Annotated in this window: 18 protein-coding genes, 1 other RNA gene and 1 pseudogene; 14 read left to right on the top strand and 6 right to left on the bottom strand. The window is 29.8% G+C overall.

Going from position 1 to position 17,653, the window contains the following annotated elements:
• Positions 1-446, bottom strand: a pseudogene (gene eno / locus QZ357_RS05550) (phosphopyruvate hydratase); the annotation flags it as partial.
• Positions 447-670: 224 nt separating this feature from the next.
• On the opposite strand from eno, the gene thrS reads away from it, so the two are divergent.
• From thrS to QZ357_RS05535, 3 genes are all read left to right on the top strand, one after another.
• Entirely contained in the window at positions 671-2,584 is a 1,914-nt protein-coding gene (thrS, locus tag QZ357_RS05545) for a threonine--tRNA ligase (protein ID WP_290772909.1), read from the top strand.
• A gap of 280 nt (positions 2,585-2,864) precedes the next feature.
• Positions 2,865-5,009 carry an ATP-binding protein gene (locus QZ357_RS05540; RefSeq protein ID WP_290772907.1) on the top strand — a complete coding sequence of 715 codons (2,145 nt, stop codon included), beginning with the start codon at positions 2,865-2,867 and terminating at the stop codon, positions 5,007-5,009.
• A 9-nt stretch (positions 5,010-5,018) separates the two neighbouring features.
• On the top strand, positions 5,019-5,363 hold the full coding sequence (locus QZ357_RS05535; protein ID WP_290772929.1) for a response regulator: 345 nt from the start codon (positions 5,019-5,021) through the stop codon (positions 5,361-5,363).
• A gap of 31 nt (positions 5,364-5,394) precedes the next feature.
• Here the strand turns inward: QZ357_RS05535 and QZ357_RS05530 are convergent, their stop codons facing one another.
• Positions 5,395-5,898, bottom strand: coding sequence for a VanZ family protein (locus QZ357_RS05530; protein WP_290772905.1), 504 nt, complete (start codon positions 5,896-5,898; stop codon positions 5,395-5,397).
• A 272-nt stretch (positions 5,899-6,170) separates the two neighbouring features.
• Here QZ357_RS05530 and QZ357_RS05525 point away from each other — a divergent pair, with 272 nt between their 5' ends.
• The 4 genes from QZ357_RS05525 (at position 6,171) to QZ357_RS05510 (ending at position 8,987) form a co-directional block, all read left to right on the top strand.
• Positions 6,171-7,076 carry a DegV family protein gene (locus QZ357_RS05525; RefSeq protein WP_290772903.1) on the top strand — a complete coding sequence of 302 codons (906 nt, stop codon included), beginning with the start codon at positions 6,171-6,173 and terminating at the stop codon, positions 7,074-7,076.
• A 286-nt stretch (positions 7,077-7,362) separates the two neighbouring features.
• Complete coding sequence (locus QZ357_RS05520; protein ID WP_290772901.1) at positions 7,363-8,103, top strand: MerR family transcriptional regulator; 741 nt, start codon at positions 7,363-7,365, stop codon at positions 8,101-8,103.
• Between the two features lie 92 nt (positions 8,104-8,195).
• Positions 8,196-8,555 (top strand): GIY-YIG nuclease family protein, encoded by a 360-nt coding sequence (locus tag QZ357_RS05515; protein ID WP_290772899.1) that lies wholly within the window; start codon positions 8,196-8,198, stop codon positions 8,553-8,555.
• Between the two features lie 3 nt (positions 8,556-8,558).
• Complete coding sequence (locus tag QZ357_RS05510) at positions 8,559-8,987, top strand: GNAT family N-acetyltransferase (RefSeq protein WP_290772897.1); 429 nt, start codon at positions 8,559-8,561, stop codon at positions 8,985-8,987.
• A 21-nt stretch (positions 8,988-9,008) separates the two neighbouring features.
• Here the strand turns inward: QZ357_RS05510 and cysK are convergent, their stop codons facing one another.
• Positions 9,009-9,938, bottom strand: a complete 930-nt coding sequence (gene cysK, locus QZ357_RS05505) for a cysteine synthase A (RefSeq protein ID WP_290772894.1) — start codon at positions 9,936-9,938, stop codon at positions 9,009-9,011.
• Between the two features lie 296 nt (positions 9,939-10,234).
• Positions 10,235-10,666 carry an Rrf2 family transcriptional regulator gene (locus QZ357_RS05500; protein ID WP_290772892.1) on the bottom strand — a complete coding sequence of 144 codons (432 nt, stop codon included), beginning with the start codon at positions 10,664-10,666 and terminating at the stop codon, positions 10,235-10,237.
• 212 nt (positions 10,667-10,878) lie between these two features.
• Here QZ357_RS05500 and QZ357_RS05495 point away from each other — a divergent pair, with 212 nt between their 5' ends.
• The 5 genes from QZ357_RS05495 (at position 10,879) to rnpB (ending at position 14,733) form a co-directional block, all read left to right on the top strand.
• Entirely contained in the window at positions 10,879-11,619 is a 741-nt protein-coding gene (locus QZ357_RS05495) for a YebC/PmpR family DNA-binding transcriptional regulator (protein ID WP_290772890.1), read from the top strand.
• 117 nt (positions 11,620-11,736) lie between these two features.
• Complete coding sequence (locus QZ357_RS05490) at positions 11,737-12,318, top strand: hypothetical protein (protein WP_290772888.1); 582 nt, start codon at positions 11,737-11,739, stop codon at positions 12,316-12,318.
• 19 nt (positions 12,319-12,337) lie between these two features.
• Entirely contained in the window at positions 12,338-13,015 is a 678-nt protein-coding gene (gene sleB, locus QZ357_RS05485) for a spore cortex-lytic enzyme (protein ID WP_290772887.1), read from the top strand.
• A 5-nt stretch (positions 13,016-13,020) separates the two neighbouring features.
• A complete protein-coding gene (locus tag QZ357_RS05480; protein ID WP_290772886.1) occupies positions 13,021-14,349 on the top strand; it encodes a PepSY1/2 domain-containing protein in 1,329 nt (442 codons plus the stop codon).
• Between the two features lie 38 nt (positions 14,350-14,387).
• Positions 14,388-14,733: RNase P RNA component class A (rnpB, locus tag QZ357_RS05475), an RNA gene on the top strand.
• A gap of 102 nt (positions 14,734-14,835) precedes the next feature.
• On the opposite strand, the gene QZ357_RS05470 is transcribed toward rnpB, so the two are convergent.
• Positions 14,836-15,225 (bottom strand): Fur family transcriptional regulator, encoded by a 390-nt coding sequence (locus QZ357_RS05470; protein ID WP_290772884.1) that lies wholly within the window; start codon positions 15,223-15,225, stop codon positions 14,836-14,838.
• A gap of 223 nt (positions 15,226-15,448) precedes the next feature.
• Here QZ357_RS05470 and QZ357_RS05465 point away from each other — a divergent pair, with 223 nt between their 5' ends.
• Together QZ357_RS05465 and QZ357_RS05460 are read left to right on the top strand one after the other, a co-directional pair.
• Entirely contained in the window at positions 15,449-16,204 is a 756-nt protein-coding gene (locus QZ357_RS05465) for a ZIP family metal transporter (RefSeq protein ID WP_290772882.1), read from the top strand.
• Positions 16,205-16,338: 134 nt separating this feature from the next.
• A complete protein-coding gene (locus QZ357_RS05460) occupies positions 16,339-17,058 on the top strand; it encodes a 16S rRNA (uracil(1498)-N(3))-methyltransferase (protein WP_290772880.1) in 720 nt (239 codons plus the stop codon).
• A gap of 9 nt (positions 17,059-17,067) precedes the next feature.
• Here the strand turns inward: QZ357_RS05460 and QZ357_RS05455 are convergent.
• The coding region (locus QZ357_RS05455) for a GerAB/ArcD/ProY family transporter (protein ID WP_290772878.1) at positions 17,068-17,653 on the bottom strand (586 nt) is incomplete at its 5' end.

Raw genomic sequence — 17,653 nt, 5'->3', positions numbered from 1 at the left:
GGAAGCAAGGTAGAGTCGCAATCATTGGACATATTTCCTATATATTTGTATAAAGGCAAATCCAAGTTTTTTGCAGCGGCATCGGCACAGGCAAGGGATACACCAAGTATTGCATTTGCTCCCAGATTTTCTTTGTTGTCTGTTCCGTCAAGTTGGCATAATATATTGTCTATTTTCCTTTGTTCTATAACATTAATACCTACGATATTATCATTTATTTTGTTGTTTACATTTTCTACAGCTTTTAATACGCCTTTTCCCATATATCGGCTTTTATCGTTGTCTCTTAATTCCACGGCTTCAAATTCACCGGTTGAAGCACCGGAAGGAACTGCGGCTTTTCCTTTTATTCCTCCTTGTAGTGTAACCTCGACCTCTATAGTCGGATTAGAACGTGAATCCAAAATTTCTCTGGCATATATATTGGTTATTTTTGAATTTTCCAAAACGTGTAAAACCTCCTTTTAAAAAATATTATTATCTAAAACCTGTAGTTTATACCTATATTTAATATATTTTACATCTCAAAAGAATTTATTAATTAACATAATATTTATTTGCTTTGTTAAGGTGTTTTATTATATCCTTAATTGACTTTAACAGTATATTTTGATATACTTTTTTGTTAGATAAGGATATTAAATGTCCCTTTTAAAAGGAGGAAATAATAATGATAAAAGTAACATTTCCTGATGGAAATCATAGGGAATATGAAAACGGCGTAAGTGTTCTGGATGTAGCTGAAAGTATTTCACCGGCTTTAAAAAGAGAAGCTTTATGCGCCAAAGTAGACAGTGATATTGTGGATGTAAGAACCACTTTAGATAAAGACGTTAATATTGTATTTTATAAATTTGATGATTTAGAAGGTAAAAAAGCTTTTTGGCATACTACAAGTCATATTTTGGCTCAGGCTGTTAAGAGACTTTATGGTGATAAAGTTAAACTTGCAATCGGACCGAGTATAGATAACGGATTTTATTATGATTTTGATACTGATATAAATTTTTCGGAAAAAGACCTTGAAAAGATAGAATCAGAAATGAAAAAAATTGTAAAAGAAAATCTGTCTGTTGAAAAATTTGTTTTGGACAGAAAAGAAGCAATACAATTTGAAACTGATGCAAAAGAAGATTATAAAGTTGAGTTAATAGAAGACTTATCTGAAGACAGTGTAATCTCTTTTTATAAGCAAGGTGACTTTACAGATCTTTGTGCAGGACCACATTTGCTCACTACAAAGCCTGTTAAGGCAATAAAACTTTTATCTGTTACGGGAGCGTACTGGAGAGGTAACAGTGATAATAAAATGCTTCAAAGAATTTATGGTATTTCTTTCCCTAAAGCAAAAATGCTTGAAGAATATTTACAAATGCTTGAAGAAGCAAAAAAAAGGGATCACAGAAAAATAGGAAAAGATATGGATTTATTCATGATTTGTGAAGAAGGTCCGGGATTTCCTTTCTTCCTTCCTAAAGGAATGGTTATAAGAAACGAACTTGAAACTTTTTGGAGAGAAGAACACAGAAAAAGAGGTTATCAAGAAATAAAGACACCGTTAATCTTAAATGAGAACTTGTGGCACACATCAGGACATTGGGACCATTATCAAGAGAATATGTATTTTACTCAAATTGACGGTAATGATTATGCAATAAAGCCTATGAATTGCCCGGGTTCTATGCTTGTATATAAAAGAAAAATGTATTCTTACAGGGATTTACCTTTGAGAATAGGTGAACTTGGTCAGGTACATCGTCATGAACTCTCAGGAGCTCTTCACGGGTTGATGAGAGTAAGAACCTTCACACAAGATGATGCTCATATATTTATGCTTCCTGAACAAATCAAAGATGAAGTTATAGGTGTAATTGATTTTATCGATTATGTTTACGGAATGTTTGGGTTTAAATATCATGTTGAATTGTCTACAAGACCTGATGATTCTATGGGAACGGATGAAGAATGGAATATGGCTACCGAAGCTTTAAGAGAAGCGATGGAAGCTAAAGGTATGAATTATGTGGTAAATGAAGGTGACGGGGCGTTTTATGGACCTAAGTTGGACTTCCATTTGGAAGATTGTCTTGGAAGAACTTGGCAATGTGGGACTATACAGTTAGATTTCCAAATGCCTCAAAGATTCGACCTTACTTATGTAGGTCATGACGGAGAAAAGCATAGACCTGTTATGATACACAGAGTAATTTTCGGTTCTATTGAACGTTTTATAGGTATATTGACAGAACATTTTGCAGGAGCATTTCCTCTTTGGCTTGCACCTGTTCAGGTTAAATTAATACCTATTACAGACAGAAATCTTGAATATGTAAAAGGAATAAAAGACAAACTTGAACAATCGGGAATAAGATGCGAAATTGACGATAGAAGTGAAAAAATGGGGTATAAAATCAGAGAAGCTCAACTTGAAAAAGTTCCTTATATGCTTATAGCAGGGGATAGAGATATGGAAAATAATGTTGTTTCTATCCGTGCAAGAAAAGACGGTGAAGATTTGGGTGCTATGAGTGTGGATGATTTTATTAATAAAGTTTTAAAAGAAATAAAAGAAAAGTCTCTTTAATTAAAGAAGCAGCGTATGCTGCTTCTTTTTTATAATGCATATAATAGACTTGTGGTTTTTGATTTTAAAGTTTATACTATATATAGTAAATAAAGAAATTAAATAATATATTTTAACAACATATTTATAATACTGATAAATTGGTTAGGTGAGTAGATTTTGAAAAGACGGATAAATGAAGATATCGTAAAAAAGAATAGATATTTAAAAAATATAGCCGGTGTAACTGTAGTGGTTTTTATTTTATTTTGTTATTAGTATAAAAAATATTGATGAAATAATGAGTAATGTTAATTCACTTGCAGATCATTCTTATATTGCTACAGTGAAGGCAGGAGAATGTGAAAGTTTGCTTTATGAGATGGAAATTAATGTTGATAACCTTATGTATGATGACAGTGCAGAAAATATACAAAGAATTAAAGGCAAATTAGATGAGATATATTATGATATTGATGAAAGAATCATGTTAATATCGGAAATATATTTGGGAGAAAAAAATGATGTAGTGCCATTAAGAGAGAATTTTGAGAAGATAAAAAATGAGCATGAATCTCTTTTAGAATATGTAAGTCAAGAAAATCGAAGTGTTGTTGAGATCAGAAATTATATTGAAAATAATTTAATGAGTAAATATGGTGTTTGGGGTTCAAATATAGTTACAATTATGGATTCCGCAAACAATAGATTTGATTCATTTTATAATCTTGCATTAAGTAAAAAAATAGATACTGTTATTTTGTCTGTTGCTCTTATTGTAATAGTTTTAATATCGATTTTTATATATCAGAAATTATTTTTAAAGCAAAATAAATTAATCAAATATAAAAATGATTTGCTCGATTTAATATCAAAGAATATAGATAATGCATTTATAATAAATAATATTAATAATCAGGCTGAAAATTTTGTTTCGGATAATGCAGATAAGTTTTTCGGAGTATCTTCATCTGTAATATTGAATGACCTTCATTTTGTGAAAAAACACTTGTATGACGATCAAGGCAAATCTGTGGATTTTGATTTTATTAATTCCGAGGAGGATATTTCATGGAATGTTACGGCTAATTACCTCAGACCTTCAGATGGTAAAGAAATAAAAATGTTTATTGATATTTATTATGTAGAAATATCAAAGAAAGAGCCTGTATATATTGTGGTGTTTACTGATATGACTGAAAATATAAATATGAGAGAAAAGCTTCAAAATGCTCTCACAGAAGCGGAGAGAGCCAATGTTGCTAAAAGTGAATTTTTATCAAGAATGTCTCATGAAATAAGAACTCCTTTAAATGGTATAATAGGTATGACTTTTGTTGCCATACAAAATATAGAAGATAAAAAATGTGAACTAGATTGTTTGAATAAAATTATTCTTTCTTCAAAGCATTTATTGGTTCTTGTAAATGACGTATTGGATATGTCAAAAATAGAAAGCGGAAAAATCGAAATTAATAATGAAAAATTTAATTTTAGAGTTTTTGTCGATTTTTTTACTTCAGTTTTTTATTCACAGGCTTCCAATAAAGGAATAGATTATGAAACCGTGCTGGTAGGAGATATTCCTGAATATTTGAACGGTGATTCTTTAAGGCTCAATCAAGTTGTTAATAATCTAGTATCAAATGCTATAAAGTTTACACCAAAAGATGGGAAAATAAAAGTAAGAATTACTTTACTTTCTGATATTGATAAAGAGATTATGTTGCGTTTTGAGGTTATGGACACGGGAATTGGGATTAAGAAAGAAAATGTAGAAAAAATATTTAATGCTTTTGAACAGGAAAATACGGGAATAGGCAGCAAATACGGAGGAACCGGATTAGGACTTTCCATATCAAGAAAATTTGTGGAACTTATGGGCGGAAATATAAGGGTTGAAAGTGAAGAGAATATAGGAAGTAATTTTATAATTGATATTCCATTTAGCAAAGAATTATCTTCAAAACCTAAAAAATACTATAACTATGAACATTTAAATGTGTTGTTTGTAGATGATGATATTGAGACTTGTGAACATGCTAAACTGCTTTTAAATAAAATAGGAGTTAATTCAGATTATACTGATAACGGTTATGATGCAATATCTATGCTCAAAACTTCCATTGCTATGAATAAAGCTTATGATATTTGCTTAATTGATTGGAAGATGCCATATTTAGACGGTATTGAGACTACAAAAGAGATAAGAAAGATTGCGAGTGAAAAAGATGTTGTTGTTGTATTAATAAGTGCGTATGATATTAATGAAATAAAGGATGAAGCAGTAAAGGCGGGTGCCAATAATGTTATAAACAAACCCTTGTTTGAATCTACTTTAATTGAAGCTTTTGAAAGTATAAAAGAAAACAATAAAGATAATACAATTAATGTAGAAGATAACAGCAGTAATGTTTTATATGATAAAAATATATTGATAGTATAAGACAATGAAATAAATTCGGAAATCACGATGGAATTATTAAAGGCGAAAGGTGCAAATGTTTTTCAATCAAATGATGGGGCTGATGCAATAAATAAGTTTAAACAATCAGAAGAGGGTTTTTATGATGTTATTTTAATGGATATTCAAATGCCTAACATAAACGGTTACGAGGCTGCAAAGGAAATAAGAGCGCTTCACAGGAGTGACTCTAAAAAGATTCCTATTATTGCTATAACGGCAAATGCTTTTGAAGATGATGTAAGGTTGAGTTTAAACAGTGGAATGAATGAACACTTAAGTAAGCCTTTTGATCCTAATGAATTTATAAAAAAATTAAAGGATATATTAATTTAAAAGATACTTGCAATTGTAAGTATCTTTATTGTTATGGGAAATATTTTCCGTTAGGTTTATTGTGTTTATAATATTTGTAATGTTTGTGGAAAAGTATAAAATACAGTATATATCCTATAATCGCACTTAATGTGTTGAATATAACATCATCTATATCGGCAACCCTGCTTACCAGAAAGAAATACTGAATTATTTCTATAAATATAGTAATTAAGAATGCACTTTTTACTGTGTTTTTAAATTTGGCTCTGCCGGGAAAGGTAAGCGGTAAAAGGAATCCATAAGGTAAAAGAAGTCCTATATTTCCAAAAAGATTTATAAACGCCACCATTGAAGGATTTCCTCCTGAAAAAAGACCGTGATATTGTATGCTTTCAAAGTAGTTTTTAATACTTAAAAAAGGTATCAGATTATAATGTTTTTCATATGTATATTCGCCTACATAAGGCACAAGAGTCATACTGAATACTATAAGTAGATATATAATAAGTATGAATAGACAGGTATAATTTATTTTTTTGTTTTTATATATCAATTTTTTCCTCTTTTCTTTTAAGGGTACAAAAAATATTTTTAATTTACTTATATTATTTAAATAAATTTATTATTTGTTTTAAATTTGTATTTTAGACGTTATATTATAATACAATAAAGTATATATAAAAACAATCGGGCAATATAAAATTTAATTGTATCTTAATAATTTATTTATTTGCTTTTATTAGAAATAATGTTTATAATACTATATGTTTTAAATTTTAATAAGAATAAATTGATTAATTAATATATATTTATCGGAGGTAATTGATGAATTTTCAAATAATAAGTGACGGTGCTTGTGATTTGCCAATAAGTTATATAGAAGAAAACAATATAAAGGTTATACCATTTTATATTTCTTTTGGTGAAGAGGAACTTCAAAAGGAAGGCAGTATTATAAGTGTAAAAGAATTTTACAAAAAAATGGTGGATAATCCTGATGTTTTTCCTAAAACATCTCTTCCCAGTGTAAATGATTATATTGAAGTTTTCACTCCATATGTAGAGAAAAATATTCCTATAATTTGCATTTGTATAGATTTGAAAATCAGCGGTTCTTATAACAGTGCAAAGATGGCAAAGACATATTTGGAGGAAAAATTTGAAAATGTACAAATAAAAGTAATTGATTCTACTGTATTAACGGCAACTCAGGCTTTATATGTAATGGAAGCCGTAAAAATGAGAGATGCAGGAGTATCCTTTGAACAGACATATGAAAATCTGCAAAGGATTAAAAAGTTCGGAAGAATTCATTTTACTGTAGGTAATGTAGATTATTTAAAGCATGGTGGAAGAATAGGAAGAGTTGCCGGATTTGCAGCAGGAGCTTTGGGGTTAAAACCATTAATAGAACTAAAAGACGGTGATATATTTCCTGCTGGTGTTGCGAGAAGCAGAAAAAAATCAGTTTCTCAACTTATGACTCTAACAAAAAAGTACTTTGAGGATAATTTGGAAGATCCTAATGACTATGCATTTTGTGTAGGGTATGGTTATAGTAAAGAAGAGGGAGAAGAATACAGAGAAAAGTTAATAAAATCTTTAAGTGAGTATTCCGATATTTCTGGGGATGATGTTAAAATGGTTCAAATAGGGGCTACTACAGGAGTTCATACGGGTCCATATGCACTGGGACATGGTTTTATAAAAAAATATGATAAGTCACTTTAAGAATTTGCAATTATAAATTCAAGGTTTTTATAAATTTTATGTATTTTTATTAGGGAAATTACGCCTTAAGATTATATATAATGATTATTGAATTATTAATTATATTGAAAAAAGGAATTAGTTTTTTCGGATGAGTATAATTTGTTATGCTTGTCTGTTTTTTTGTATTTGTAAAACTATCTTTTAATTGTATTTCAAAATTGTATATAAATTTTATAAATATTTTTAGTAAATATATTGACTCTTACGTTGTGTTATAGTGTATTTTAATATTGGAGGGAGATAGATGAGGTTAACAGTTGGAGAAGTTTCAAAATTATTTGATATTAGTGTACGTACTCTTCATTATTATGATGAGATTGATTTGCTTAAACCTGGTCACGTAAGTCAGGAGGGATATAGGTATTATGATAATGAGCAAATTGAGTTGCTTCAAGAAATTATATTTTTTAAAGAATTAATGATACCTCTGAATGAAATTAAAACCATTTTAAACAGAACTAGAAATGAGAAGGCAGTTATTTTAAATAAGCATAAGTCTCTGTTAATGTTTAAAAGAGAGCGGCTAGATTGCCTTATAGAAATGATTGAGTCTATTGTTAAAGGAGAAAGTATCGATATGGAAAAAATAAAAGTAAATACGCAGAGTTTTGAAATGCAGAAAGATAAGTATAAAGATGAAGTTATACAAAGGTGGGGAGACAGTGATGCATATAAAATAAGTGCAGAAAGAACAAAATCATACAATAAAAAGGATTGGGAACATATAAATCTATCCCAGCAGAGAATATTTAGTATGTTCTATGAAAATAAAAACGAGGATATAAATAGTATGAAAGTGAGAAATATAGTTAAATTGTGGCAGGATTTTATTACGAAAAATTTTTATCCTTGTTCTGATGAGATTTTATCGGGATTGGCAGATATGTATTTGAATGATGAACGTTTTAAAAGAAATATTGATAAAGCAGGGGATGGAACTGCTAAATTTATGCACGATGCAATTAAGGCATATGTTAAGTTTTAGTATTATAAAAAAACGGACTGATTGAATATAAATTTTGTGATTGCTTTTTAATATAAGCAAACAAATGGAAAGATTAGGGAGGTTATATATTTATGGATAAAAAGAAATTAAAAAAAGAATATAAAGAGCTTAAGCCCGATATGGGAGTTTATAAAATTGCATTTGAAGGCTCAGATAAAGTCTATTTAGGTATAAGTGAAGATTTGAAGGGTACAATGAACTCTATGAGTTTTCAACTTAAATTAGGGGCATATAGAAGCAATGCGTCTTTACAAAAAGATTTTAACAAGTATGGGGATAATAATATGAGCGTGGAAGTACTTGAATATTTAGAGCATATTAAAGACAATGATGAGAAAAATTATATTGAAGATTTGGAATCTCTTCGTGATATTATAAGCAATGATTATAATGACAAAGAGTATATACGTTACAGAAAGAGCAGTAAATAAATTATGATTGAAAAGTATAAAAACAAGTTTCTTGATGATATAATGCACATTTGGATTGAAGAAAATTTAAGGGCACATAATTTTATTGATAAGAATTATTTTATAAATAATTTTGATATGGTAAAAAGCATACTTTCTGATTACGATATTTATGTATTTAGAGAGGATGACTCTATAAAAGGATTTATAGGGATTGATGAAAGGGGATATATTGAAGGTATTTTTGTTTCGGATGAATATAAAGGTAAAAAGATTGGTACGGCATTGATTAAAAAGGCAAAAGAAAACTATGATAAATTATCTCTAAGTGTATTTAAGAAAAATAAAAAGGCTTTAAATTTTTATATAAAATGTGGTTTTGAAATAGAAAAAGAAAGTATTGATAGTGATACAAATGAAGTAGAATATCTGATGGTATATAAAAAGATGTAGCAATTGCTACATCTTTTTATATTATTCTTCAAATAACTCTGTAGAAAGATATCTTTCACCCGTATCTGGTAAAAGCGTTACTATTGTTTTTTCTTTGTTTTCAGGGCGTTTAGCAATGATTGTGGCAGCTTTGATTGCCGCTCCTGATGATATTCCTACAAGAATACCGTCGCTTTTTGCCACATTTCTAGCGCTTATAAAAGCATCTTCGTTTTCAATTTGTATTATTTCATCGTATATATCTGTGTTTAATGTATTTGGTATAAAGCCTGCTCCGATTCCTTGAATCTTATGAGGACCTGGATTGCCTTTTGAAAGTACAGGTGAAGATTTAGGCTCTACGGCTATTATTTTTATATCAGGATTTTTTTCTTTGAGATATTTTCCTACACCGCTTAATGTTCCTCCGGTTCCTACTCCGGCTACGAAAAAATCTATTTTTCCCTTTGTGTCTTTATAAATTTCTGGACCTGTTGTCAAATAATGTACTTTAGGATTTTCAGTGTTTTCAAATTGACTTGGAATGAAACTGTCTTTTATTTCTTTTTGAAGTTCTTGTGCTTTCTCTATTGCTCCTTTCATTCCTTTGCTACCGTCTGTTAGTACGATTTGTGCACCGTATGCTTTTAGGAGTTTTCTTCTTTCTATACTCATTGTTTCCGGCATTGTTAGAATTGCTTTATATCCTTTTGCGGCTGCCAAACTTGCAAGTCCTATTCCTGTATTTCCGCTTGTAGGCTCAATTATTGTGCTTCCTTTTTTTAATATTCCTTCTTTTTCTGCCTTTTCAATCATTGCTTTTGCGATTCTGTCTTTTACGCTTCCTGCCGGATTGAAAAATTCTATTTTTGCCAATATTTTTGTATTTAATTCATTTTCCTTTTCGTAATTGGAAAGTTCCATGATAGGGGTGTTACCGATAAGTTGTGTTATTTGTTTGTATACAGTCATTTTAAATTCCTCCTTATTATTAATATTTTTATTATATTGGTATTTATTTTATATTATATTGTTTATTAACAATAATTTTACATTAGTTATATTTTCAAGTAAATAGAATCCGTTGATTTTATTCTAAAAGGAAATTTTAATATATTGTTTTATTTTAGTATTATCATATTTTTTGTTAATATTTCTTTTTATTAAAATATATATTTCCTATATGAATAATATGAAATAACTATAATAATAAATTTATAAAATGTCAAGAGAAAATAAAAAAAAGCAGAAAAAAAATTTCCGCTTTCTTATATAATGTAATTTAAGTTTTTATTTTCATTATTTATCAAATCTTGTAATGTAGTGCTGTCAACGTAATTATTTATTACTTCGTACAGACCTTTCCAAAAAGGAAGAGTTATACATGTATCCATTCTTGTACATGTATTGTATTCTCCGTCAAGACATGCGATAGGAGCCAAACTTCCTTCTGTTACTCTAAGTATATCTCCGACAGTATAATCTTTGGGTTTTTTTGAAAGTTTGTAACCTCCTTTGGGACCTCTTACACTATTTAGATATCCTACTTTACACAATGAAGTGGTTATTTGTTCAAGATATTTTATTGAAATATATTGTCTTTTGGATACTTCTTTAAGGGTAATATATTTACCGTTATCATTTTTTGCTAAATCTATCATTAATCTTAAAGCATATCTGCCCTTGGTTGAAATTTTCATAGATACTAACCTCAAATTTTTGTATATAAGCTTTATATAATATAACATAGCAATGAGATAAAATCAATGGAACATATCAGAGTTTATTTTATTGATTATTGTTATTTTGGATTATATACTCTGAGAGTATATAATATATATTATTCTTTTGGATTGAATAAAATGTTGTATTATGCTATAATATATGGCAGAAAATTTATGGAGGGATTAATATGTCAGGACATTCAAAATGGTCAACAATTAAACATAAAAAAGCAAAAACAGATGCTCAAAAAGGTAAAATATATACAAAAATGGCTAAGTTAATTGCAGTAGCTGCAAGAGAAGGAGGTTCTGATCCGGATTTAAATGCGAAGCTTAAAGATGCCATAGCAAAAGCTAAATCAAACAATATGCCAAATGACAATATAGAAAGGGCAATAAAAAAAGGTGCCGGAGAATTAGGCAATAGTGTTTACGAAGAAATTACTTATGAAGGTTATGGTATTGGGGGAGTAGCCGTAATTGTTGAGGCTCTTACCGATAATAAAAACAGAACTGCCGGAGACGTAAGATATTATTTTGATAAAAACGGAGGAAATCTCGGAACAAGCGGTTGTGTATCTTTTATGTTTGAAAAAAAGGGAACAATACTTGTTGCAAATGACGGAGATACAGACGAAGAAGAATTAATGATGCTTGCTTTAGAAAGCGGAGCTGATGATTTTGATACAAGTGACGATGGTTTTGAAATTTCGACTTCTCCTGAATCTTTTTCTAAAGTATGTGATGCATTGGAAGAAAACGGAATTAAGCTTGAGTCTGCAAGTATAGATATGGTACCGGGTAACTATACTAAGCTGGAAGATGAAGAGCAGATTAAGAAATTTGAAAAGATGTTAGAGATGTTTGAAGATAATGATGACGTACAGGAAGTTTATCATAACGCAGAGTTACCGGATGATGCGGAATAGGTTTTATAATTTTAAGAAAAAAGCAAACTTTTAAAGGTTTGCTTTTTTTGTATAAAAAATCCGTATATGGTTAAAATATGCAATAATGAATTTTTGTTTATGAAATAAGGTGATATTATGAAAAAATTTAAAGATAGATTCTTTAACCGCAAATTTACATTTGTATTTTCCTGTTTTATGATTTTGAGTTTATCTATTTTATTGTGTGCATGTCAGGTACCCGGAATTAATAAAGTGAATGATAAAAGTATTAACGATAATGTAATTGGTAACAATACTGATAAAAATGTAACAAACGCCGATACTAAGATTACTTTTAAAAGATATTATCTAAAAACTAAAAGCAGCAGAACCGAAACTTTATCGGTTGATACAGATAAAATAGGTTTGAACAAAGAAGAGTTTGTAAATAAGTATGATGGTTGGAATATTGAGGAGTTTAATTCCGATGTTGTTATTATGGCGAAAGAAATTGATTCTTATCCTGAGGGGTACTACAAGATTTCCGTATTGAAAGAAGACGATACTGAGTATGTGGCTGTATATGCTTTTGATAAGGAAGGGGAATCTTATTTATCGGAAAAGACTCAGATGCCTATCGAACTTCTTGATACAAATACCGTAAGTGAACTTAGAAAGGGAATTATAGCAGAAAATAAAGATGAGTTATATTCTTTATTGCAAAATTATGCAGAATAAGAACAAATGGAGAAATATTATGAAAAATAAAAGTAAAGTTATTGTTTTGATTTTATGTTTGGCATTTACACTGGGAGGTATATTTGCAAATATATATGCAGCAAATTATGTTTATTACGGATCTCCGTCATCTCATGTTACGCCTGTTCAGCAAAAGTTGAAACGATGGGGATACTACAGTGGAAGTGTAGACGGTAAATTCGGAGCGGCTACAGAAAAAGCCGTTAAGTATTTTCAGCAAAAAAACGGGCTTACCGCAGATGGGAAAGCAGGTAAAAGAACCCTGGAAAAAATGGGCTTGGGGAATTTATTAGCATCTTCTTCGTCATCTTCCACTTCTTTAAATTCAAATGACATTAATTTAATAGCAAGAGCCGTTAACGGTGAAGCAAGAGGAGAACCTTATGAAGGGCAGGTTGCGGTTGCGGCTGTAATTTTGAATCGTGTAAAGTCTTCTTCTTTCCCGAATACTGTAAGCGGTGTGGTTTATCAGAATGGTGCATTTGATGCTGTTGCAGACGGTCAGGTAAACCTTGCTCCCAATGCATCCTGTGTTAAAGCCGCAAAAGATGCAATGAATGGATGGGATCCTTCGGGAGGTGCTATTTATTACTATAATCCAAAGACGGCAACGAATAAATGGATACGAACCAGACCTATTATCAGAACAATAGGAAATCATGTATTTTGTAAGTAGGTGATATGATGAAAAAAAATATTTTAATAGGATTTTTGTTGGTTACAGTGGTAACACTTGGCGTTCTTTCGTATACGGGAAGCAAAGCGAACGGAAATCTTAAGAATACTGTTACTAATAATTATGATAAAAGTCTAAACTCTCTTATTGAAAGTTTTGAACAGTTGAATTCGAGGCTTTCGAAAATTTCTGTCAGTAATGACGATAAATTCATAAAAAAAGAATTATTAAATTTGTATGGGTTAAATCTTTCAATCAATGAAAATATAAATAATATCCCTATAAATCACAGTGCCGTGATAAATGCAAGTGAGTTTTTAAATAAGACAACCAACTATTATTATTCTCTTATAACTTCTGATAAAAATTTAAGCGATAAAAATAAAAAAGATATAAATAAAATTTATGAATCAAGCAGTATTATATATAAGAATTTAGATGAAATGAACAGTGAAATCAGATATGGTAATGTAGGGTATAATTGGATAGAAAACGAAAATGTATTTATGTCTGATAAATACACAAAAATAGACAGTACTTTTAAAGCTACCAATGAAGAAATAAATGAGTATCCTACACTTATATTCGACGGTCCTTTTTCTGATTCGATAAATCCTAATGAAAAAGTTATAATAGATAAAAATAAAATAACTAAACAAGAAGGTGCTAAATTAGTTGAAAATATTATAAACAATGAGGCAAAAGTAAAATACAGCGGTGAAATGAACGGGAACATGGAATGTTATGTATATAATTACAATTTAAGTGATGTTGAGTATTTTGCTTATGTAAGTAAAAATGGAGGAAAGCTTATTACTATAAACAGTAGTTACGATTCAGACGAAAATGCCAACAGAGCAATAAATATTAAACAGGCTGTGAAACTCGGTAAAAACTATATGCATAAATTGGGCATAGAAAATATGGAAGAAAATTATTATGAAACGGATGGCAATGTAATTACGATAAATTATGCTTACAGTGATGATGGAATAACGTTTTATCCTGATTTGATAAAAGTGAAAATAAGTTTGACAAATAAAAATATAGTCGGATTTGAAGCTACAAATTACTATACAAATCACAAAAATAGAAATGTAAATAAAAACATATTAAAGGAAAAAGAAATATTAAATAAAGTAAATAAAAATTTCGATGTAACAAACGTAAAATTGGCTGTTATACCGACCGAAACAAATAAAGAGAAACTTTGTTATGAAGTAAAAGGGCAAAAAGGTAAAGATATTTTTATAATATATATAAATGCATATAATGGGAATGAAGAAAATATATTAAAAGTAATTGAAGCTGATGATAGTATACTTACAATTTAATATTGTTGAAAAAAAAGAGTAAAGATGATACAATAAAATCGGCAAGTCGTTTGATCGCTTTTTATTTAAAAAGAGGAAAGTCCGAGCTCCATAGGGCAACGATGCCGGCTAACGGCCGGTTAGGGTAACCTAAAGGAAAGTGCAACAGAAAGGAAACCGCCTTTTAGAGGTAAGGGTGAAAGGGTGAGGTAAGAGCTCACAGGCAGGCAGGTAACTGTCTGGACGTGTAAACCCCATCGGGAGCAAGACCAAGAAAGAACTTGACTTTTATGTCGGGTGGCTGCCCGTCACCGGTTCGTGGTAGGTCGCTTGAACTTATTGGTAACAATGAGTCTAGATAGATGATCATTAAAACAGAACTCGGCTTATGAACTTGCCAAAACACCTTTTTTATAGGTGTTTTTTTATAGTATAAATTATTTTGGTATTTAAACTATATTTTTATTACTTTGATTTATGTTATTAAATATAGTTTTAATACAGGTATTATTCTTTTTTTTGACACTCTGTACATATTCCTTCGAATATTAAAGTATAGCCTGTTATTTTATAGTTTGTATATTCACTGGCTTTAACTATGGGGTCTTCAAAAAAAGAAGAATCCATATTGCTTATTTTATTGCATTCACTGCATTTGATATGATAGTGGTTTATTGTTTTGTAATCATAGCAATCTGCACAGCCCGGTATCTTTATTCTAAAAAGATGTCCTGCTTCCGCCAAATTATTTAATACTCTGAATACTGTTGCTCTGCTTATTGTTGAATGTTTTCCGTGAACTTCTTCATATACTTCCTGTGCAGAGGGATGTTCTTTCATTTCTTTTAAAGTATTGAAAATTATTTTCTTTTGTATTGTATTTCTTGTATTTTCCATTTTTTATCCTCATGTATTGGTATATAACAATTATAGTTTTTTTATATTCAATATAATATTATATTAATGAAATTTAATCAATTATTTTTATTTAAAACTATATATTATCAAATATAATTGATATACTAAGATATAATTATACTTATGATAAAATTAAATTAATTGGTTTAATATAATATTATATTGATAGTATATAAATATTTCTTAATTTAAAGGAGATAATATGAGATTAATAATCTTGACAGCCTTTGGGATAGGTGGGGCTACTGTAGTAGGCGCTTTAGTAGGCTTTTTGTTTAAAACAATTCCTCATAAATTCAATGATATGATACTGGGATTTGCGGCAGGTATAATGCTTTGCGCGAGTATATTGGGATTAATACTTCCGTCTGTGGAAATGGGAGGGAATTATGGTATATGGATAAGTGTTTTGGGCGTTGTTCTGGGGGCTGTATTTTTGGATTTTGCGGATAAACTTACACCACATCTTCATAAAATAACGGGGGTTGATAGGGAAAAACATCATGGTAATGCATCAATAAATAAAGTAATGCTTTTTGTTCTTGCCATCGCAATTCATAATTTACCGGAGGGGATGGCTGCGGGAATAAGTTTTGGATCTGACAATATAGGAGATGCTTTAACTGTTGTAATAGGTATAGCATTACAGAATTTACCTGAAGGTATGGTTATTATATCACCGATGTTGATAAGCGGTATAAGTAAAAGCAGAACCTTTGCTATAGCATCTTTAACCGGTGTTATTGAAGTAATAGGTACTTTTATTGGATATTTCCTTGCCGGTATTTCAGGAAATATACTTCCTTTTTTATTGGCCTTTGCGGGCGGAACAATGCTATATGTGATAAGCGATGAAATGATACCGGAAACCCATTCTCATGGTTTTGAGAAATATGCAACGTATTCTTTTATAATAGGATTTCTTATTATGTTGATTATGAATTTTTATGTGGGTTAAAGTGTATGTATATTTTATAAAAATAAATTTGTGCATGTTTTGTATTTGAATAAGATTATAAAATATGATAGGATTTACACGTGCTTATATAAGTATAAATTTAATGAATAAATATAATTCATGGAGATATTGTTATGCCAAGGTTTTTTTGTATAGATAAAAAAGAAGAGATGTTTTATTTGGATAAGGAAGACAGTAAACATATAATTAAGTCCCTTAGAATGAAAAACGGAGATGATATTGTTATATGTGATAAAAACGGATATGATTATGATTGTAAAATTATTATTTGTGATGATATTGTAAGAGCCAAGATTATATCAAAAAAAATGAATGATACAGAGGCTGATATAAAAATAACTTTATATCAGGCTATGGCAAAGGGAGATAAATTCGAAACGATAGTTCAAAAAGCCGTGGAACTTGGGGTGTATGAGATAGTGCCGGTTATAACCAATAGATGTATATCCAGACCCGATAAAAAATCTCTTAAGAAAAAGATTGAGAGATATAATAAAATTTCTTTATCTGCAAGTAAACAAAGTGGGCGAGGGATTGTTCCGAAAGTTAGAGATATGATTGATTATAAAAGTGCCGTTGCTGAAATGAAACAGAGTGATATGAGTATTTTATTTTATGAAAACGGAGGAGGCAACTTAAAAGATTACAGTTATCAGAACTTAAAAACTATATCTTTTATGATTGGTAGTGAAGGGGGCTTTGATGCTTCCGAGGTGGATTTTGCCAAGGAAAATGATATTATTATCATGGGACTAGGAAAACGTATCTTAAGGTGTGAAACTGCGCCTATAGCTGCTCTTTCCGCTTTGATGCTATTGAGTGATAATATGTAAACGGAGTATTTAAGGCTCCGTTTTTTTATTTATTTTTGTTTTTAAAAGTATTATTATCGGAAGAATAAAAGCTGTAAATAAAAAGAAATATTTAAAGTGACCAATGGTTGTAATTAATTTATCCGTAGTAGGAGGTATAAATAATGTTGCGAAAAATATTATTATCGAGTAGATAACTCCAATTTCTTTTATATCGTTCAATTCCATCAGATGCTTAAGCCCTAAAAGAGCAGTAAAGGTACATAGGGATATTTTTATGAGAGTCGTAATAAATAAATTGAATGCTACTATTACTTCTACTCTCGTTATATATGTTCCTATGCTTGAAAGTCCCACGGTTACGAAAGTAGGGAAGGGTATTTTTAATAATAGAGGAAGTCCTAGTACTAAAATATTTGTAAAATAGATTAATGTAATAATAATAAAACTTACACTTATACCTATTAGATAAGATTTTTTTATATCGGATTTTTTATTTATATTATCCATAAAAAATGCAAATAATATTATATCGCTGAAGGGAAGGGTTGCATTTAATATTATATTATCGTAAATATTGTTTATATCTACCGTAAACAATGATTGTAAATTGTTA

Source organism: Anaerofustis sp. (genome assembly GCF_019420015.1).
GTDB lineage: Bacteria > Bacillota > Clostridia > Eubacteriales > Anaerofustaceae > Anaerofustis.
Note: the sequence above shows the minus strand (reverse complement) of the source record. Positions and strands in the feature narration are given on the sequence as shown.